Genomic DNA, 20,074 nt, shown 5'->3' with positions numbered 1-20,074 from the left:
CCTGGCTGCAACCGGGCGCAGAATGCGTCGAGCGATCGGTAGCTCTGCGCTCCCGACACGTTCCCCATTGCACTCCATGTACTTTGGAACCTCTTCCACAACCGCCACCGGCACGATTCTCCCGAGTGCGGCACGGTGAGTCATACCGCTTCCTTCCGCCTCACGAGTCAGATCGTGATCCGCAAGATCGGAAAGAACCTGCCCGGGACGATGCTTGATTCCTTTTCACCGATTTTTTCAGCCCCGATCGTCAGATAGAACGGAACCGCATTGGGATCGGCTTCGATCACAAAGCTCCTGATCCCTCTCGAAGCGCTTTCCTTGCGGACCGCTTCCCACAGCGCACGGGCGATACCCCGGCCCATGTGGTCGGGATGGACGAACAGCCATCCGGGTGTCGGGCGATCGGATTCCGACGACGCCCTGACCCAGAACCCGATGATTGCCTCCGCGGATTCCGCGACGTAACCGATCGACCCATCAATCGTTTCCGGTGCAATTGTGAGATCGCTCTGCCACAAGTCGAGCCAGTCCTTCGGATAGCCCCAGTGTGCCTTCGAAATGCGAGCCAGACGCGTGAGTTCGCCCGCGTCCGCGGTACGGGCAGCGCGTACGGTAAATGGTTTGTGCATTTCGTCTCCTGTCATGGTCGACACCTTCGTCGAGGTATCGTCTGGCTCGCATCGACTCAAACAACTCCGGATTCGCAGCTTGCCGACTCGAAGGGAGGCGAGCTCGACGCGACTACATGACCTGCGATGCGTGTCCGGCGACGATGCGCCAGCCGGCATCCGATCGACGCCACAGCCGAGTATAGGCAAACACGCCGTCGAACGCCGTGCCGTCGAAATGGCCGGCGAGCGTCGCCTTCGTTGTGGTCAGGATCATCTCGCCGATCGCGCAGGCGCGCGTTTCTTGCACCTCGAGCTTGTCGAGACGCAGCAGATTCTCGCGATGCGCGGCCAGGTCGTCTTCCTTCGAGATGACCTGGCCGGTCGGAACGGTGAACACCAGGTCGTCGTCCAGCAACGCTTCGAGTGCTTCGACATCGTTGGCCAGCATTGCGGCGCGAAGCGCGGCTTCGCTGGGTTCGATGACTGTACGGATTGCATCCATTTCCGGGCCTCGTATCGTCTCTGAAGGTTTGTGGTTCCGCTCATATCGACGAGCCTCAACAGCAGGCAACATACCGCACCGACGGATACCGCTTACCGCGTGGCCGACAACGATTGACGCCGGACCAGCATCACCACGCAGATGCCGATCGACGCAACGATGTTGACAGCCGGATAGAACGCGACCGCGATACCCCACGTGCTCAATGCCAGCAGTGCCAATGCGTACTTGAGCACGCACAGCGCGAAATACGCGAGGCTCTCGCTCCACGGATCGCGGATCGTCTTGCGGACGGTCGGGCCGAGGCCGGCAAGTTCGATCAGCGTCACCAGACAGACCGAGATCGTCGGATCGTCAGTCAGTATCCAAAGCGGAATGGCCGACAGGGCCGCGACCAGGAAAAACCAGTCGACGCGCGTCCAGCCGCGTTCGCCGCGAAACACGCTGGCGACCAGCGTCAGAAAGCATGTCACCGCAATCGCCGCCGTGCACCACGCGGACGGCCCGGCACCCGCGACGAACTGGCCGGCAGCCGCGATCGCCGTGACGACCGACCACACGAGCCATGTGAACAGATGCGGACGAACGGTGCGCCGGTAGATCGCGAGCGCGTACGGGATTGCCGCCAGCAACGACACGGCCGTTCCGACGACGCCGAAGATCGAAGCGGCACCCTGATCGACATTCCCCATCGAATGCATCCTTGTTCGCACCGTCCGACCAGTATGTGGTCGGACGGGCCGCGGCGCAATGTCGTGCCGGCTCGGCGTCGCATCGGGTGTCACGTTGCATCGCACCGAAAAGCCGATGAGGTCGCACGCAAACAAACGGCACCGGGATCGTGCCGTGGCAGGAAAACCCACTGCACGCGCGCAGGATGAATAGAAATAACCTCTTCAATGAGAAGAAAAACTGTTCTTTCAAATCGCTTTTTGATGATCGACAGTTTGTCGACCGGACGACTGCGGCGATTCACTGCGGTCATGAGCATCGGCTGCGCCCACTGGCGTCTTTCGTCGGGTCGAGTTCAGGCGAAGAACAACGCACAAACGCCTGGTCGTCAAAACGGAGTCTTGAATGAACCCAACTTCAGCAGAAAACCATCAGCACGCGGACTGGAGACGTCTCGCGGCGCAAGTCGAGCCGAGAACACTCGCGCATATCGGTGGCCGCAGCGTGCCGGCCCGAAGCGGCCGGACGTTTGCCGCAATCAATCCGGCTACCGAGGCCGTCATCGCGGAAGTTGCGTCGTGCGATACCGCGGACGTCGACGATGCGGTGCGTGCCGCGCGTCACGCGTTCGAATCCGGCGTCTGGTCGCGCTGCGCACCGGCGGAGCGCAAGCGTGTGCTCTGCCGGCTCGGCGAGCTCATCGCATCGCACGGTGCGGAGCTCGCACTGCTCGACTCGCTCAACATGGGCAAGCGCGTGGCGGACGCGTTCAGCATCGACGTGCCGGCCGCAGGAGGGCTGTTCAGCTGGTACGGTGAAGCTGTCGACAAGTTGCACGGCGAAGTTGCGTCGACCGACCCCGGCAACCTCGCGGTCGTCACGCGCGAACCGCTCGGCGTCGTCGGTGCGGTGGTGCCGTGGAATTTCCCGCTCGACATGGTCGCGTGGAAAGTGGCGCCGGCGCTGGCGGCCGGCAACAGCGTCGTGCTGAAGCCGGCGGAACAATCGCCGCTGTCCGCATTGCGTCTCGCCGAGCTGGCGCTCGAGGCCGGCCTGCCGCCGGGTGTGCTGAACGTCGTGCCGGGCTATGGCGAAACCGCGGGGCGGGCGCTCGGGCTGCATCCCGACGTCGACGTGCTCGCATTCACGGGCTCGACGGCCGTCGGCAAGAAATTCCTCGAGTACGCCGCACAGTCGAACATGAAGCAGGTGTGGCTCGAGTGCGGCGGCAAGAGCCCGAACCTGGTCTTCGACGATACGGACGATCTCGATCTTGCCGCACGCAAGGCCTGCTTCGGCATCTTCTTCAACCAGGGCGAGGTGTGTTCCGCGAACTCGCGGCTGCTGGTCCAGCGTTCGATTCACGATGCGTTCGTCGACCGCCTGATTGCGCATGCCGCTGCGTTCATGCCGGGCGATCCGCTCGATCCGGCGAGCGGCATGGGGGCCATCGTCGACGAGCAGCAGCATCGGCGCGTGCGCGAGTGGATCGCACGCGGCCGCGACAGCGCGACGCTCGCGATCGGCGGAGGCGCGCCGCGTGTCGACGGCAAGGGCTACTTCATCGAGCCGACGATCTTCATCGACGTGAAGCCTGACGACGCCATCGCGCGCGAGGAGATCTTCGGGCCGGTGTTGTCGGTGATGGCATTCGACACCGAGGACGAGGCCATCCGGCTCGCGAACGACTCGATCTATGGCCTTGCCGCGTCGGTCTGGACCGGCAGCCTGTCACGCGCACACCGTGTGTCGGGCCGGCTGCGCGCCGGCACGGTGTCCGTCAACACGGTCGATGCGTTGAGCGCGCAGACGCCGTTCGGCGGGTTCCGCCAGTCCGGCTTCGGTCGCGATCTTTCGCTGCATGCGATCGACAAGTACACGGGCCTCAAGACGACCTGGATCAGTTACTGATTCGACGCAGCGGGCCGCAAGCGGCCGCGCCGCGCTACACGACAACGACTTTATCCACACAACGAACCGGAGACTTGCCCATGAATGCGCCCAACTTTCCGCATCGTACGACGCAGGACTATCAACGCAGCGACGCCGCGCATCACCTGCATGCGTTCGTCGACCAGAAGGCGCTGAACGAGGAAGGCGCGCGCGTGATGGTACGCGGCGAAGGTGTCCATCTATGGGACAACGACGGCAACCGCTACCTGGACGGCATGTCCGGGCTCTGGTGCACCAACGTCGGCTATGGTCGGCCGGAGCTGATCGACGCCGCCGCGCGGCAGATGAAGGAACTGTCCTACTACAACATGTTCTTTCACACCACGCACCCCTCGGTGATCGAACTGTCGGAACGTCTGTTCGCGCTGCTCGGCAATCGCTTCAGTCACGTGGTGTATACCAATTCGGGTTCGGAATCGAATGAGGTGCTGATTCGCACCGTACGGCGGTTCTGGGACGTGATGGGCAAGCCCGCGAAGAAGGTGCTGATCGGCCGCGTGAACGGCTATCACGGGTCGACGGTGGGCAGCGCGTCGCTGGGCGGCATGGCATTCATGCACGAAATGGGCGACCTGCCGATTCCGAACATCGCGCACGTGGACGAACCGTACTGGTATGCGAATGGCGCCGACCTGAGCCCCGAGGCATTCGGCAAACAGGCGGCGCTGTCGCTCGAGCGCAAGATTCTCGAGATCGGCGCGGACCGTGTCGCCGCGTTCGTCGCTGAGCCGTTCCAGGGGGCGGGCGGGATGATCTTTCCGCCGGACGGCTACTGGCAGGAGATCGAGCGCATCTGCCGTCAATACGACGTGCTGCTCTGCGCGGACGAAGTGATCGGCGGCTTCGGCCGTACCGGCGAGTGGTTCGCGCACCGCCACTTCGGCTTCGAACCTGACCTGATCTGCGTGGCCAAGGGGCTGACCTCGGGCTACGTGCCGATGGGCGGGCTGATCATGAGCCGGCGCGTGGGCGATGCGCTGGTCGACAAGGGTGGCGTCTATGCGCACGGGCTGACCTATTCGGGGCACCCGGTCGCGGCCGCCGTCGCGCTGGCCAACCTCGACGTGCTCGAGCGCGAAGGCCTCGTCGAGCGGACGAAGACCGACACGGGGCCGTATCTGCAGAAGGCGCTGCGCGAGGCGTTCGACGGCCATCCGCTCGTCGGCGAGATCCAGGGCGCGGGCGCGGTCGGCGCGATCCAGTTCGCGAAGAACAAGGCGACGCGCGAGCGCTTTGCGAACGAGGCGGACCTGACCTGGCACAGCCGGACGGTCGGGTTCGAACTCGGTGCGATCGTGCGTTCGACGAATGGCCGCCTGATCGTTGCGCCGCCGCTGGTGATCGATCACGCGCAAATCGATGAACTGGTCGACACGATGCGCAAGGCCGTGGATGCCACCGCGCGGGAAGTGCTCGGCATCGACTGCTGACCGTCGAGCGACGCGCTTCCGTCCGGCAACAGACGGGCGGAAGCGCACTGAACCACGGGTTCCGCTCCGGAGGCGGGCCGGATTCGCGCATCCACAGGAGCGGCTGGCCGACGCGTTGAGAATGGAGTGCCGCAGGCGGCAGTCATGTAAAGCGATGCGCTATCGACCGCCTATTGATCAGGAATGCGAATAAGAATGATGAGTTCGTCGCAGAACCCGCGCTTCACGTGCACCTGGCATTCCGGGCCACCCTCCAGCCGCCGAACCCGCGAACACCACAACATAAACAAGGAGACGAAATGAGTCAGGGCGAGTCCATTGCTCATCTCGAGGAAAGCACCATCCAGCCGATTCCGCTGACCGAGCGCCATGGCAGCGCGAAGGACCTGTTCACGATCTGGTTCGGATCGAACATCATGATGCTGACGATCGTCACCGGATCGCTCGCGACCACGGTGTTCAAGCAGCCGTTCTGGTGGGGGGCGCTCGCCACGCTCGTCGGCAGCCTGATCGGCGCGGTCTTCATGGCGCTGCATTCCGCGCAGGGGCCGCAGCTTGGCGTGCCGCAGATGATCCAGACCCGCGGGCAGTTCGGGTCGTTCGGTGCGCTGCTGGTGGTCGCGCTGGTCGTCGTGATGTACGTCGGCTTCTTCGCATCGAACTGCGTGTTCGGCGGGCAGGCGCTGCACAGCCTGGACGCCGGTATTCCGCTCGATGCGGGCGTCGTGGCGATCGGCCTGATCAGCCTGCTCGGATCGATCTATGGCTACAAGCTGATCCACGCGTATGCGCGAATGCTGAGCTGGTGCTCGGGCAGCGTACTCGTGCTGGCGTTCGTCTGGATCATTTTCGTGCATGGATTGCCCGTCGATACCTTCTCGAAGCATTCGCTGAACCTGTCCGGCTTCCTGGGCGCGATGTCGGTCGCCGCGCTGTGGCAGATCGCTTATGCGCCTTACGTGTCGGACTATTCACGCTATCTGCCGCCCGATACCGGGCCGCGCACGGCGTTCTGGTCGAGTTACTGGGGCTGCGTGCTCGGCTCGTTCTTCCCGATGCTGCTCGGCTGCCTGGTGGGCCTTGCGACGCCCGACGGCAATGTCGTGAGCGGCCTCACGGGCCTCACGCAAGGGATCAGCGTACTCGTGATCGTCGTGCTGTCGTTCGGCATCGCGGCCAGCAATGCGATGGAGCTGTATTGCGGCGCGCTGTCGGCCATCACGGTGCTGCAGACGCTCTTTCCGTCGTGGTCGGGCAAGGCGCGTGCGCGGGCGATCACCGCGATCGTCCTGTGCGCGATTGCGCTCGCGATCGCGTTGTTCGGGCAGGACAATTTCCTCGCCGGCTACACGAACTTCATCCTGCTGCTGCTGTACGTGCTCGTGCCGTGGACCGCGATCAACCTCGTCGACTACTACCTCGTCTGTCACGGCGAGTACGACGTCGATTCGTTCTTCCGGCAGGACGGCGGCATCTACGGACGCTTCAACACGATCGCCGTCGGCTCGTATTTCATCGGCATCGTCGCGCAGGCGCCGTTCATGGCGACCGATCTCTATACCGGCGAACTGGCGAGCCGGCTCGGCGGTGCGGACGTGTCGTGGATCGTCGGTTTGTCGCTGACGTCGCTCGTCTACTACGCAGGCTGCAAACTGTTCTCGCGGCCGCTGCGGGATATCGCCGTGCGCGTCGACGGCGTTTCCCGCTGAGTGCGCGTCACGTCACGGCCTGAATGTCCGCAGGCGCTCGGCGTGGGCTTCGAGCCCGTCGAGGCCGAGATGGTGGTGGAGCTTGCCGGCGCGGACCCGGGCGATGTCGGTCTCGAGTTCGTGCAGCAGCGTCGCGATCGCCGAACGGCAGGCAGACGCCGCATCGGCGCCTTGGGCCGACAGTGCGGCGCCGATCAGGCGCGCGCTGTCGGTGCCGCCGGCGGCGACGCAGCGCGCCATCGCGTCGGCATCCGGCTGCACGCCGGCGTCGAACAGCGCGCGAATCAGTGCGGGCGGCACCATGCCGGACACGGACTCCAGCGAATCCGGCGCGACCGGTGCGCCGGATTCGAGCAATGCGCTCGCGGCAGCAAATTTCTGTCGCCGCAGCGCATAGTCGGCCGGGTTCGAACTGCCGGCGAGTGCCGCGCCGAGATTCGCGATGAGCGGTACCAGTTGCACGGTGAGCGCTGCGTCGTCGTGGTCGATCGCATGTCGCAACGCGTGGCGCGCGAGCGCCGGTTGGGCGGCGAGCGTGCCGTCGGCGAGCGGTGTGCGCCAGTCGATCACGGCCCGGCGATAGAACGCGATGACCTTGTCTCCCAGCGATGCCGACAGGCCATGCTCGGCCTGGCGTTCGTCGATATAGTCGAGCAACGTCGCGCCGGTGCCGTTTTCGTTGCCGGGTTCCAGCGGGCCCGCATTGAGCTGCAGGGCGCCGAATGCCGCGTACAGGTCCGGCGCGACCGTCGCGAGGCCGTCCTCGTGCATCGCGCCGCGCCACGCGGGCGGCAGCCCCTGTTTCCACGCGAGCACGTGGCCGCGATCCTTCGCATCGGGGTCCGTCACGATGTAGATGCGGTCGCAGTACTCGAATCCGCCGAACGGCAACACGTCGAGCCTGCCGCTCCACGGGCGTGAATGCTCGTCGGCGGCTTCCTCGGCCAGTTCGAGTTCGTGGTCGATCCAGCCTTCCAGGTCGCGGTAGCCGTTGCTGCCGTTGTAGAACAGCTCCCCCCAGCTGATGGCTTCGATGTGTCCGTTCATCTCCAGCGTCAGGTCGTAGTCGAGGCTGCCGCCGGCCGTCGTGCGCCACAGCTCGAGTAGTGCGGGCGGAAGGTCGCCGTGACAGCGGGCCTGCACGGCCGCGATCTGGTCGGCCGGCATCGGTGGCTGAGCGTCGAAGATCACGCGGTCGGCAAACAGCACGATGCCGTGCGCGCGCAGTTCAGCCAGTTCAGTGTCGGAAAAGTCGGTGGCTTGCATCGGAGCGGTAGTGGTGAGTCGTGTATTCGCCGTCGCTTGCCGACAACCATCGACAACGAACGGCAGCCGGCAGGTCGCATCGTATCAGCGTCGAGTGAGCGTTTCCATGTCGGCCCAGCACGCCTGTCGACGACCGCCTGCCGCGTCATCCGCTCGCACTTCCCGGTTCCGCCTCGGCCGCATGCACGTCCCGACGGAACGCGCCGGGGCTCGTGCCCGTCCATTTCCGGAACGCGCGATGAAACGCGCTCGGCTCGGTGAAGCCGAGCTCGACCGCGATCTCCGCGACGCTGAGCGTGTGCCCGCGCAGCAGCGACTGGGCGAGCGCGCCGCGCAACTCGTCCTTGATTGCCGCGAAGCTTTGCCCTTCGCTGCGCAGACGCCGCCGCAGCGTCGCGGGCGTCGTGCCGACGCGCACGGCCAGCGTATCGAAGTCGGGCCACTCGGCGGCCGGCAGCATTTTCAGCTGCGCGCGCGTTTTCGCGACCCAGCCCGTATCGTGCCGGTAGCGCACGAGCAGGTTGCCGGGCGCGCCGCGCAGGAAGGTCTTCAGCGCCTGCTCGGAGCGGATCGTCGGCAGCGCGAGGTAGGCGGCGTTGAATGCGAGCCGGCTGTCGGGCCGGTCGAAATGCACGGGCACGCCGAAGAACTGGTGATAGTCGCTGCGCTGGTCGGGGCTCGGGCACGCGAAGTCGATGTGTTGCAGCGGGATGCGCCGGCCGATCAGCCAGCATGCGACGCCCAGGAGGATCAGCCAGAACGTCCGGTACGCGAACGCCGGGTAGGGCGCGCCCGTCTGCGTCAGCACGATCTGCGCCTGCCCGTCGGCCACGACGAGTTCGCCGTGCGGCTCGTCCAGCACCACGCGCAGGAACTGCAGCGCGCGCCGCAGCGCCTTGTCGAGCGTGCCGGCGTGCAGCACCGCGTGGCAGAGCAGCGTGAAGCTGCCGTGCCGCATCGGGCGCGCGGCGAGCCCGAAGAATTCGTCGTCGAGGGCGCCGGCGATCGCGAGCCACAGCCTGCCGTACTGCTGCGGCGTGACGGGCTCGCGCACGGCGGCCGGCAGGCCGGCGGCGCGCAGCACGGGCGTCGTCGCGATGCCTTGCCGGCGCAGGCACGCGAGCGCGTCGTCGACGAAATCCGGCGAAATCATCTGCGGCCCCATTTTCCTGCATCCTCCCGACATGGCAAAAGCGATCACGATTCTAGATTCCGTTTGTCATTGATTGCAATGTGGGGGCTGTCTACTATCGAGCTATCCCCGTCGCGCCCCTGGCTCGCCGGGGGCCATAACGCACAGGAGACACGCATGCCTGATGGAGCTACCGCCCGGGCGGTGCCGGCCTACGCCGACGCCGTGGCCCGATTCAGTATCGAGACCGCCGCGCAGCAATTGCACGGCGACCTGGAGCGCGGCCTGAACGCGTGCGTGGAATGCTGCGACCGGCACGCCTCCGCGGACGCGATCGCGCTCGACTGGATCGACGCCGGCGGCCAGCACCGCCGCTACACGTTTGCGCAGATGAAGGCGCTGTCGGCACGCGTCGCGAACCTGCTGGTCGCGCAGGGCGTGAAGCCGGGCGACGTGGTGGCGGGCCTGTTGCCGCGCACGCCCGAACTCGTCGCGACGATCCTCGGCACGTGGCGCGCGGGCGCCGTCTACCAGCCGCTGTTCACCGCCTTCGGCCCGAAGGCGATCGAGCACCGGCTGCGCATGAGCGACGCGCGCCTGGTCGTGACCAACGTCGCGAATCGCGCGAAGCTCGACGAGATTGCCGCTTGCCCGACCGTTGCGACGGTGCGCGAGCCGGGCGAGACGCTGCCGGAAAACGACATCGATTTCCGTGCGGCGCTCGATGCGCGGTCCGACTCGTTCGAACCGGTGCTGCGCAAGGGGTCCGACCTGTTCATGATGATGTCGACGTCGGGCACGACGGGTTTGCCGAAGGGCGTGCCGGTTCCGCTGCGCGCGCTGCTCGCGTTCAGCGCGTACATGCGCGAAGCGGTCGACCTGCGTGCGGGCGACCGGTTCTGGAACATCGCCGATCCGGGCTGGGCATACGGGCTCTATTACGCGATCACGGGCCCGCTGATGCTCGGCCACGCGACGACGCTCTACGAGGGCAGCTTCACGGTCGACAGCACGTACGACGTGATCGAACGGCTCGGGATCACGAGCCTCGCCGGCTCGCCGACTGCGTTCCGGATGCTGATGGCGGCCGGGACGGAAGCGGCGGCGCGGCTGAAGGGCAAGCTGCGCGTGGTCAGCAGCGCGGGCGAGCCGCTGAATCCGGAAGTCGTGCGCTGGTTCGACGCGGCGCTCGGCGCGCCGATCTACGATCACTACGGCCAGACTGAACTCGGGATGGTTGTGAACAACCACCACGGCCTCGCGCATGCCGTCCACGCCGGTTCGGCCGGCTTCGCGATGCCCGGCTACCGCGTCGCGGTGCTCGACGAAGCGAGCCGCGAACTCGGCCCCGGCGAGCCCGGCAACCTCGCAATCGACATCGCGCGCTCGCCGCTGCTGTGGTTCCACGGCTACTGGCAGCAGGACACGCCGGCGATCGCGGGCGGCTATTACCGGACCGGCGACAACGTCGAGCTCGAGCCGGACGGCACCGTGAGCTTCATCGGCCGCGCGGACGACGTGATCACGTCGTCCGGCTACCGGATCGGCCCGTTCGATGTGGAAAGCGCGCTGATCGAGCATCCGGCCGTGAGCGAGGCCGCGGTCATCGGCGTGCCCGATGCGGAGCGCACGGAGATCGTCAAGGCGTTCGTCGTGCTGTCGAACGACTTCGACGGCACGCCGGCACTGGCCGAGGAACTGAGCCAGCACGTGAAGCGGCGGCTGTCCGCTCACGCTTATCCCCGCGCGATCGAATTCGTCGACGCGCTGCCCAAAACCCCGAGCGGCAAGATCCAGCGCTTCGTGTTGCGCAAGATGGAAGCCGACAAGGTCGCTCAACCCTGAACACACACTGTACGGATTGCGAATGGATATCAAGGATCGCGTTTTTCTGATCACGGGCGCCGGGTCGGGCCTCGGCGCCGCAGTGGCGCGCATGGTGGTCGCAGAAGGCGGCAAGGCCGTGCTGCTGGACGTCAACGAAGAGGCCGGTGCGGGCCTCGCGCACGCGCTCGGCGAGGCTGCACGCTTCGTGAAGACGGACGTGACGAGCGAAGCCGACGGCCAGGCGGCCGTCGCCGCCGCGCGTGACGCGTTCGGCCGCATCGACGCGCTCGTCAACTGCGCGGGCGTCGCGCCGGGCGAGAAGGTGGTGGGCCGCGATGGTCCGCATTCGCTCGACCGCTTCGCGCGCGCGGTGTCGATCAATCTGGTCGGTACGTTCAACATGATCCGGCTGGCCGCCGAAGCGATGTCGAAGCAGGACGCCAATGCGGAAGGCGAGCGCGGCGTGATCGTCAACACCGCATCGGTCGCGGCGTTCGACGGGCAGATCGGGCAGGCCGCGTATGCGGCATCGAAGAGCGGTGTCGTGGGCATGACGCTGCCGATCGCGCGCGAGCTCGCGCGGTTCGGCATTCGCGTGGTGACGGTCGCGCCGGGCATCTTCGCGACGCCGATGATGGCCGGCATGCCGCAGGATGTGCAGGACGCGCTCGGCAAGAGCGTGCCGTTCCCGCCGCGGCTCGGCCGCCCGGAAGAATTTGCGGCGCTGGTGCGCCACATCGCCGAAAACACGATGCTGAACGGCGAAGTCATCCGTCTCGATGGCGCGTTGCGCATGGCACCGCGCTGACACTGGAGGAAGCGAATCATGACGACTCAGGATCCGATCGTAATCGTTGGCACGGCGCGTACGCCGATGGGTGGTTTTCAGGGCGACCTGGCGGCAGCCAGCGCGAGCGACCTCGGCGCGGTGGCGATTCGCGCGGCGCTCGAGCGCGCGAACGTGCCGGCCGAGCGTATCGATGAAATCGTGTTCGGCTGCGTGCTGCCGGCGGGCCAGGGCCAGGCACCGGCGCGGCAGGCCGCGCTGAAGGCCGGACTGCCGCTCGGGGCAGGCGCGACCACGGTCAACAAGATGTGCGGCTCGGGGATGAAGGCCGCGATGTTCGCGCACGACCTGTTGCTGGCGGGCTCGGCGGGTGTCGCCGTCGCGGGCGGGATGGAGAGCATGACGAACGCACCGTACCTGCTGCCGAAGGCGCGCGCGGGGATGCGGATGGGCCACGGGCAGGTGCTCGACCACATGTTCCTCGACGGGCTCGAGGACGCGTACGAGAAGGGCCGCCTGATGGGCACGTTCGCGGAGGATTGTGCGCAGGCGTACCAGTTCACGCGCGACGCACAGGATGCGTTCGCGATCGCGTCGCTGACGCGCGCGCAACGCGCGATCGCCGAAGGGCATTTCGTGTCGGAGATCGCGCCGGTGACCGTGAAGGCCGGCAAGTCCGAAACCGTCGTGTCGATCGACGAACAACCGGGCAAGGCGAAACTCGACAAGATCCCGACGCTGAAGCCGGCCTTCCGCGACGGCGGCACGGTGACGGCCGCCAATGCGTCGTCGATCTCGGACGGCGCGGCCGCGCTCGTGATGATGCGCCGCTCGGAAGCCGAGCGCCTGGGCCTCACGCCGAAGGCCGTGATCGTCGGGCATTCGACCTACGCGGACAAGCCGGGCCTGTTCGCGACCGCGCCGATCGGCGCACTGCGCAAGCTGTCGGAGAAAACCGGCTGGAACCTGCGCGACGTCGACCTGTTCGAGATCAACGAAGCGTTCGCGGTGGTACCGATGGCCGCGATGCGCGATCTCGACCTGCCGCACGAGAAGGTCAACGTGCACGGCGGCGCGTGCGCGCTCGGTCATCCGATCGGTGCGTCGGGTGCGCGCGTGATGGTGACGCTGCTGGCCGCGCTCGAGACGTATGGCCTGAAGCGCGGCATCGCATCGCTGTGCATCGGCGGCGGCGAGGCGACGGCGATCGCGATCGAGCGCGTTGCTTGACGCGTAGTACAAACGTAACGACGCACACGCGCGATACGGCACGCTGACCGTATCGCGCTACGGGCGAAGGGCATCGCGCAGGCCTCTCTGCGCGTCGACCTTCGCCCGCTTCGTTTTCAGTGAATGGCGATTCGCGTTGCCCTACGCCTTCGCGTGCGGCGACACCGCCCCGCACGCACGAATCACGAGCTGCACGACCTGCTCGGTCTGCTCGTCGAACGCCTTCTGCGTGAACGCACGCTTGCCGCTCAGCGCGCGGATCTGCGCATCGAAATCCGCGTAGTGCTGCGTGGTCGCCCAGATCAGGTACATCAGCGCGTGCGCGTCGATCGGCGCGAGCAGCCCGCGTGCGATCCAGCCGTCGATCACCTTCACGCGCGTGTCGAACCACGGCTTCACGCGTTGCGACAGGATGTCCTGCATGTGCTCCGCGCCATGGATGATCTCGTTGGCCCAGACCTTCGAGCCGAGCGGGCGCCGTCGCGACAGATCCATCTTCGCGCGCACGTAGCCGCCGATCGCTTCCACTGGATCGTCGCCGGCCTCGAACGTGCCGGCCGCGCGATGCCAGTCCTCGAACAGGTCGTCGAGCACGCGGCGGTATAGCGCGAGCTTCGTCGGGAAGTAGTAATGCAGGTTGGCTTTCGGCAAGCCCGCGCGCTCCGCGATCATCGCGGTGCTCGCGCCGTCGAGCCCGCGCTCCGCGAACACGGCCTCCGCACACGCGAGCAGATGCGCTTCGTTGGACTCGCGGATGTGTGCCTTGCGTCGCCGCAAAGGCGCGGACGTTTCGTCGCTGTCGGTCGCTTCGGCTGTCGCCTCGTCATGTCTCATCGTTACCCTCGCGCGGCGGGCATGCCGCGTTGGGCTTCATTCTAGCCGCTGATCCGCGTCGAACGCACGCATGCGGAAACGGCGCATCCGCAGCGATGCTGCGTTGCGATGGCACGTTTCTCGCTCTATCGATCCACGGAAGAAAGACATTGCTTTGGTCATTTTGATCGTCTAAAACCTGTCCAATCGGACAGGATTCGACGAGCGGTGGAAGGCAGTTCCGGCGATTCGTCGGACGAACTTCGCGCACGACCGGGACATGCACCGCACATGGGCGGGATTGCCCCGAAACAGGTATTGCACGCACCGGCACAGACCGGGCTGACGACATCACCGACCCCACAGGAGCGATACGAATGAACGCGGTATCGGAAACAGTGAAGCGGGCAGCTTTCGACACGTCGATCAAGGTCGACGGCAAGCGGTTGTGGGACAGCCTGATGGAAGTCGCGAAGATCGGCGCGACGCCGAAGGGCGGCGTGTGCCGCCTCGCGCTGACCGATCTCGACAAGGCCGGCCGCGACCTGATCGTGGGCTGGGCGAAGGCCGCCGGCTGCACGGTGACGGTCGATACGATGGGCAACGTGTTCATGCGCCGTGCAGGCCGCGTGGCCGATGCGGCGCCGGTCGTTACCGGCTCGCACGCGGATTCGCAGCCGACGGGCGGCCGCTTCGACGGCATCTACGGCGTGCTCGGCGGCCTCGAGGTGATTCGCAGTCTCAACGATCACGGCATCGAGACCGAGCATCCGGTCGAGGTCGTGATCTGGACCAACGAGGAAGGCTCGCGCTTCGCGCCCGCGATGGTCGCATCCGGCGTATTCGCGGGCGTTTTCCCGCTCGAATACGGGCTGTCGCGCAAGGACGTGGAAGGCAAGACGATCGGCGAGGAACTGGCGCGCATCGGCTACGCGGGCGACGTGCCGTGCGGCGGGCGCAAGCTGCACGCGGCGTTCGAACTGCATATCGAGCAGGGGCCGATACTCGAAGCGGAGTGCAAGACGATCGGCGTCGTGACCGACGCGCAGGGGCAGCGCTGGTACGAGATCACGTTCACCGGCCAGGAAGCGCATGCGGGGCCGACGCCGATGCCGCGCCGGCGCGATGCGTTGCTCGGTGCGTCGCGCGTGGTCGATCTGGTCAACCGGATCGGCCTCGATCATGCGCCGTTCGGCTGCGCGACGGTCGGCATGATGCAGGTCTACCCGAACTCGCGCAACGTGATTCCCGGACGCGTGTTCTTCACCGTCGATTTCCGTCATCCGGACGACGCGGTGCTCGCGAAGATGGATGCTGCATTGCGCGACGGTGTGGCGCGCATCGCGGCCGACATCGGGCTCGAGACCCAGCTCGAGCAGATTTTCTATTACAAGCCGGTCGCGTTCGACTCCGCATGCGTGGAAGCGGTGCGCGGTGCGGCCGACCGCTTCGGCTACTCGCATCGCGACATCGTATCGGGAGCGGGGCACGATGCGTGTTATCTCGCCCAGGTCGCGCCGACGTCGATGGTGTTCGTGCCGTGTGTCGACGGGATCAGCCACAACGAGATCGAGGACGCGACGCCCGCATGGATCGAGGCCGGCGCGAACGTGCTGCTGCACGCGATGTTGTCGCGCGCATGCGAGCCGGCTTCATGACGCAAGGACCGTAGCAGCCGGCAGGCTGCGTACCGCCTGACCGTAGCATTCCTGATAATGATGACCGCCCCGACTGTGCATTCGCAGCCGGCGGGGACGGCTTTGTCTCCACCCAGTCGAAGGAACGCGTATGACCACCAAGCCAACCGGCGATATCGCCGCGCATCGCCTGTCGTCCACGCAACTCTCGTGCGAATTCGCCGATATCGCGCCGCTGCTCGATCCGACCGCGGCAGCGGCCGCCGCCAGCCGCTGCCACTACTGCTACGACGCACCGTGCGTGCAGGCCTGCCCGACGCAGATCGACATCCCGAGCTTCATCCGCAAGATCGGCAACGGCAACCTGAAGGGCGCCGCGACCGACATCCTGTCGGCGAATCCGCTCGGCGGGATGTGCGCACGCGTGTGCCCGACCGAGATCCTGTGCGAAGGCGCATGCGTGCGCAACCACCAGGATGCGCAGCCCGTTGCGATCGGCGCGCTGCAGCGGCATGCGACCGACTGGGCGATGGCGACCGGCGCGGTGCGCTTCACGCGCGCGCCCGACACGGGCCGCCACGTCGCGGTGGTCGGTGCGGGGCCGGCTGGGCTCGCGTGTGCGCACCGGCTCGCGCTCGCCGGGCATCGCGTCACGCTGTTCGACGCACGCCCGAAGGCCGGCGGTCTCAACGAATACGGGATCGCCGCGTACAAGACCGTCGACGATTTCGCGCAACGTGAAGTCGAGTGGCTGCTGTCGGTGGGCGGCATCACGCTGCAGACCGGCGTCGCGCTTGGCCGCGACATCACGCTGGACGCGCTGCGCGAGCAGCACGACGCGGTGTTTCTCGCGATGGGCCTCGCCGGCGTGCGCGCGCTCGCGATTGACGGCGAACAACTGGACGGCGTGATGAACGCGGTCGACTTCATCGAGCAGGTACGGCAGGCCGACGCGCTGGAGAACGTGCCGGTCGGGCGGCGCGTGGTCGTGATCGGCGGCGGCAATACGGCCATCGATGCGGCGGTGCAAAGCCGCAAGCTCGGCGCCGATCGCGTGACGATGGTGTACCGGCGTGGCGTGGACGCGATGAGCGCGACGTGGGCCGAGCGCGAATTCGCGCAGAAGAGCGGCGTCACGCTCGTCACGCACGCGAAACCCGTGCGCATGGCGGGCGCGAACGGGCAGGTGACGGGTGTCGAGTTCGAGGCGGCATCGGGCGAGCGTTTCACCGTCGAAGCGGACATGGTGCTGAAGGCGATCGGCCAGACGCTGGTGCCGGACGATGGCGCAGCCGCGCTGCTGACCGCGGACGCCACGCGTATCGCGGTGGATGCGGACGGGCGCACCGCATGGCCCGACGTGTGGGCCGGCGGCGACTGCGCGGCGACGGGCGGCATCGACCTCACGGTGCAGGCCGTGCAGGACGGCAAGCGCGCGGCCGCGTCGATCGACGCGGCGCTCGCGCAACGCGACGCGAAGGCCGCGTGAGCGCACCGCGCGCGTCACATACCACCACGAGCACAACGAACACGACCCCACTCTCACGGAGCCGAACATGGCCGACCTTCGCTGCACCATCGCAGGCATCACTTCGCCGAATCCCTTCTGGCTGGCGTCCGCGCCGCCGACCGACAAGGCCTACAACGTGAACCGCGCGTTCGAGGCGGGCTGGGGCGGTGTCGTGTGGAAGACGCTCGGGCTCGATCCGCACGTCGTCAACGTCAGTTCGCGCTACGGCGCCGTGCAGTGGAACGGCCAGCGCATCGCTGGGCTGAACAACATCGAGCTGATCACCGACCGTCCGCTCGACGTGAACCTGAGAGAGATCGCGCAGGTGAAGCGCGACTGGCCGGAACGCGCGCTGATCGTGTCGCTGATGGTGCCGTGCAACGAGCGGGACTGGAAATGGATCTTGCCGCTCGTCGAGGATACGGGCGCCGACGCGGTCGAGCTGAACTTCGGTTGTCCGCACGGGATGAGCGAGCGCGGAATGGGGGCGGCGGTCGGGCAGGTGCCCGAATACGTGGAGATGGTCACGCGCTGGGTGAAGGAAGGCACGAAGCTGCCGTGCCTCGTGAAGCTCACGCCGAACATCAGCGATATCCGGATGGGGTCGCGCGCCGCGTACAAGGGCGGCGCGGACGGCGTGTCGCTGATCAACACGATCAACTCGATCGTCGCGGTCGATCTCGACCACATGGCGCCGATGCCGACCGTGGACGGCAAGGGCACGCACGGCGGCTATTGCGGCCCGGCGGTCAAGCCGATCGCGTTGAACATGGTCGCGGAGATCGCGCGCGACCCGGAAACGCCGAACCTGCCGATCTCCGGCATCGGCGGCATCTCGTCGTGGCGCGACGCGGCCGAGTTCATGGTGCTCGGCGCCGGCAGCGTGCAGGTGTGCACCGCGGCGATGCATTATGGATTCCGGATCGTGTCGGACCTCGCCGACGGCCTGTCGAACTGGATGGACGAGAAGGGTTACGCGACGCTCGACGATATCCGCGGCCGCGCGGTGCCGAACGTGACCGACTGGAAATACCTGAACCTGAAGTACGACATCAAGGCGCGCATCGACCAGGATCGCTGCATCCAGTGCGGGCTGTGCCATATCGCGTGCGAGGACACGTCGCACCAGGCGATCACTGCGACGAAGGACGGCGTGCGTCACTTCGAAGTGGTGGACTCGGAATGCGTCGGGTGCAATCTTTGCATGCATGTGTGTCCGGTCGAGCAGTGCATCACGATGGAGCGTGTCGATTCGGGCGACTACGCGAACTGGACCACGCATCCGAACAATCCGGCGAGCGCGGACGCGGGGGCGAGTGCAGGTGCGGGGGCGGCACCCGAGAAGCACGCGAAGAAGGCTGCCTGACCGGCGTCCGGCGGCGCGGGAGAGCCCCGCATCGCCGCTTTTCGTTCCACCCGGGCCGGCACGCATGGTGCCGGCGCCGACGTTTTCGTGGAGTGCGTTCGATGAATCACGCAGCGAATCCCGCCGATCCCGATGGCGCCGCGGCGCAGGGCGGCAGCCTGTACAACGACGACCTCGCGCCGACGACGCCGGCGCAGCGCACGTGGAAGTGGTATCACTTCGCGGCGCTCTGGGTCGGGATGGTGATGAACATTGCGTCGTACATGCTTGCGGCGGGGCTGATCCAGGAAGGCATGTCGCCGTGGCAGGCCGTGGCGACCGTGTTGCTCGGCAACCTGATCGTGCTCGTGCCGATGCTGCTGATCGGTCATGCGGGCGCGAAGCACGGGATTCCATACGCGGTGCTCGTGCGCGCGTCGTTCGGCACGCAGGGCGCGAAGCTGCCGGCGCTGTTGCGCGCGATCGTCGCGTGCGGCTGGTACGGGATCCAGACCTGGCTCGGCGGCAGTGCGATCTATACGCTGCTGAACATCCTGACCGGCAACGCGCTGCACGGCGCCGCGCTGCCGGTCATCGGCATCGGGTTCGGGCAGCTCGCGTGCTTTCTCGTGTTCTGGGCGCTGCAGCTCTACTTCATCTGGCACGGCACCGATTCGATCCGATGGCTCGAGAGCTGGTCCGCGCCGATCAAGGTCGTGATGTGCGTGGCGCTCGTGTGGTGGGCAACGTCGAAGGCGGGCGGCTTCGGCACGATGCTGTCGGCGCCGTCGCAGTTCGCGGCGGGCGGCAAGAAGGCCGGGCTGTTCTGGGCGACCTTCTGGCCGGGCCTGACCGCGATGGTCGGCTTCTGGGCGACGCTCGCGCTGAACATCCCCGATTTCACGCGCTTCGCGCATTCGCAGCGCGACCAGGTGATCGGCCAGTCGATCGGGCTGCCGTTGCCGATGGCGCTGCTGTCGGTGGTGTCGGTCGTCGTGACGTCCGCGACCGTCGTGATCTACGGCAACGCGATCTGGGATCCGATCGACCTGACGAGCCGGATGACGGGCATCGGCGTGGGCATCGCGCTCGTGATCCTCACGCTCGACACGATGTGCTGCAACCTCGCCGCGAATCTCGTCGGCCCGGCCTACGATTTCTCGAGCCTGTGGCCGAAGGCGATCTCGTACCGCACCGGCGGGATGATCACCGCGACCATCGCGATCGTGATGATGCCGTGGAAGATCCTCGCGACGACGGACGGCTACATCTTCACCTGGCTCGTCGGCTATTCGGCGCTGCTCGGGCCCGTGGCGGGGATCATGATGGTCGACTACTTCCTGATTCGCGGCACGCGGCTCGACACACGCGCGCTGTTCGACGAACGCGGCGGCTTCAGCTACGCGCGCGGCTGGAACCCGGCCGCGCTGGCCGCGCTCGCGGTCGGCGTGCTGCCGAACCTGCCCGGCTTCCTGCACACGGCATTTCCGGCGTCGTTCCCGAACGTGCCGGCGTTCTTCAACACGCTTTACACGTACGCGTGGTTCGTCGGCCTCGTGCTGGCGTCGGGCGTGTACGGCACCTGGATGAAGTGGCGCGCCGGACAGCGCGCGCAGATCGCGAGCGCATGACACGTGCGATGCGCTT

17 protein-coding genes are annotated in these 20,074 nt (G+C 66.7%); 10 read left to right on the top strand and 7 right to left on the bottom strand.

Translation table 11 applies throughout. The annotated features are described in order from the left end of the window. Positions 1-167: 167 nt before the first annotated feature. From APZ15_RS33115 to APZ15_RS41420, 4 genes are all read right to left on the bottom strand, one after another. Positions 168-647 carry a GNAT family N-acetyltransferase gene (locus APZ15_RS33115; RefSeq protein WP_034196202.1) on the bottom strand — a complete coding sequence of 160 codons (480 nt, stop codon included), beginning with the start codon at positions 645-647 and terminating at the stop codon, positions 168-170. Between the two features lie 97 nt (positions 648-744). Further along, entirely contained in the window at positions 745-1,116 is a 372-nt protein-coding gene (locus tag APZ15_RS33110) for a nuclear transport factor 2 family protein (protein ID WP_027792234.1), read from the bottom strand. Positions 1,117-1,208: 92 nt separating this feature from the next. Beyond that, positions 1,209-1,808 carry a hypothetical protein gene (locus APZ15_RS33105; protein WP_027792235.1) on the bottom strand — a complete coding sequence of 200 codons (600 nt, stop codon included), beginning with the start codon at positions 1,806-1,808 and terminating at the stop codon, positions 1,209-1,211. Between the two features lie 89 nt (positions 1,809-1,897). Further along, positions 1,898-2,101, bottom strand: a complete 204-nt coding sequence (locus APZ15_RS41420; protein WP_124533637.1) for a hypothetical protein — start codon at positions 2,099-2,101, stop codon at positions 1,898-1,900. A gap of 92 nt (positions 2,102-2,193) precedes the next feature. Here APZ15_RS41420 and APZ15_RS33100 point away from each other — a divergent pair, with 92 nt between their 5' ends. The 3 genes from APZ15_RS33100 (at position 2,194) to APZ15_RS33090 (ending at position 6,880) form a co-directional block, all read left to right on the top strand. Beyond that, on the top strand, positions 2,194-3,699 hold the full coding sequence (locus APZ15_RS33100; RefSeq protein ID WP_027792236.1) for an aldehyde dehydrogenase: 1,506 nt from the start codon (positions 2,194-2,196) through the stop codon (positions 3,697-3,699). An 80-nt stretch (positions 3,700-3,779) separates the two neighbouring features. After that, the gene (locus APZ15_RS33095) at positions 3,780-5,171 is read left to right on the top strand and encodes an aspartate aminotransferase family protein (protein ID WP_027792237.1); all 1,392 of its coding nucleotides are present in this window, start codon (positions 3,780-3,782) and stop codon (positions 5,169-5,171) included. Positions 5,172-5,470: 299 nt separating this feature from the next. Then, a complete protein-coding gene (locus tag APZ15_RS33090) occupies positions 5,471-6,880 on the top strand; it encodes a purine-cytosine permease family protein (protein ID WP_027792238.1) in 1,410 nt (469 codons plus the stop codon). Positions 6,881-6,892: 12 nt separating this feature from the next. Here APZ15_RS33090 and APZ15_RS33085 read toward each other — a convergent pair whose 3' ends face one another. After that, complete coding sequence (locus APZ15_RS33085; RefSeq protein ID WP_027792239.1) at positions 6,893-8,146, bottom strand: SMI1/KNR4 family protein; 1,254 nt, start codon at positions 8,144-8,146, stop codon at positions 6,893-6,895. A gap of 145 nt (positions 8,147-8,291) precedes the next feature. Next, the gene (locus APZ15_RS33080) at positions 8,292-9,311 is read right to left on the bottom strand and encodes an AraC family transcriptional regulator (protein WP_027792240.1); all 1,020 of its coding nucleotides are present in this window, start codon (positions 9,309-9,311) and stop codon (positions 8,292-8,294) included. Between the two features lie 144 nt (positions 9,312-9,455). On the opposite strand from APZ15_RS33080, the gene APZ15_RS33075 reads away from it, so the two are divergent. Genes APZ15_RS33075 through APZ15_RS33065 form a run of 3 tightly spaced genes read left to right on the top strand, consistent with a single transcriptional unit; the run spans position 9,456 to position 13,122 of the window. Beyond that, on the top strand, positions 9,456-11,123 hold the full coding sequence (locus APZ15_RS33075) for an acyl-CoA synthetase (protein ID WP_027792241.1): 1,668 nt from the start codon (positions 9,456-9,458) through the stop codon (positions 11,121-11,123). 22 nt (positions 11,124-11,145) lie between these two features. After that, positions 11,146-11,913, top strand: coding sequence for a 3-hydroxyacyl-CoA dehydrogenase (locus APZ15_RS33070; protein WP_027792242.1), 768 nt, complete (start codon positions 11,146-11,148; stop codon positions 11,911-11,913). Between the two features lie 18 nt (positions 11,914-11,931). After that, positions 11,932-13,122 (top strand): acetyl-CoA C-acetyltransferase, encoded by a 1,191-nt coding sequence (locus APZ15_RS33065; protein ID WP_027792243.1) that lies wholly within the window; start codon positions 11,932-11,934, stop codon positions 13,120-13,122. A gap of 141 nt (positions 13,123-13,263) precedes the next feature. Here APZ15_RS33065 and APZ15_RS33060 read toward each other — a convergent pair whose 3' ends face one another. After that, the gene (locus tag APZ15_RS33060; RefSeq protein WP_027792244.1) at positions 13,264-13,956 is read right to left on the bottom strand and encodes a TetR/AcrR family transcriptional regulator; all 693 of its coding nucleotides are present in this window, start codon (positions 13,954-13,956) and stop codon (positions 13,264-13,266) included. Between the two features lie 356 nt (positions 13,957-14,312). Between APZ15_RS33060 and APZ15_RS33055 the strand changes: the two genes are divergently transcribed. The 4 genes from APZ15_RS33055 (at position 14,313) to APZ15_RS33040 (ending at position 20,058) form a co-directional block, all read left to right on the top strand. Beyond that, positions 14,313-15,593, top strand: coding sequence for a Zn-dependent hydrolase (locus APZ15_RS33055; protein WP_027792245.1), 1,281 nt, complete (start codon positions 14,313-14,315; stop codon positions 15,591-15,593). Between the two features lie 130 nt (positions 15,594-15,723). After that, entirely contained in the window at positions 15,724-17,061 is a 1,338-nt protein-coding gene (locus APZ15_RS33050; protein ID WP_021156779.1) for an NAD(P)-dependent oxidoreductase, read from the top strand. Positions 17,062-17,128: 67 nt separating this feature from the next. Next, complete coding sequence (preA, locus tag APZ15_RS33045) at positions 17,129-18,448, top strand: NAD-dependent dihydropyrimidine dehydrogenase subunit PreA (protein ID WP_027792246.1); 1,320 nt, start codon at positions 17,129-17,131, stop codon at positions 18,446-18,448. Positions 18,449-18,549: 101 nt separating this feature from the next. Beyond that, a complete protein-coding gene (locus tag APZ15_RS33040) occupies positions 18,550-20,058 on the top strand; it encodes an NCS1 family nucleobase:cation symporter-1 (protein WP_027792247.1) in 1,509 nt (502 codons plus the stop codon). The last annotated feature ends 16 nt before the right edge of the window (positions 20,059-20,074 follow it).

It is taken from the genome of Burkholderia cepacia ATCC 25416, from assembly GCF_001411495.1.
Taxonomy (GTDB): domain Bacteria; phylum Pseudomonadota; class Gammaproteobacteria; order Burkholderiales; family Burkholderiaceae; genus Burkholderia; species Burkholderia cepacia.
This window is presented reverse-complemented; position numbering and strand designations above follow the sequence as displayed.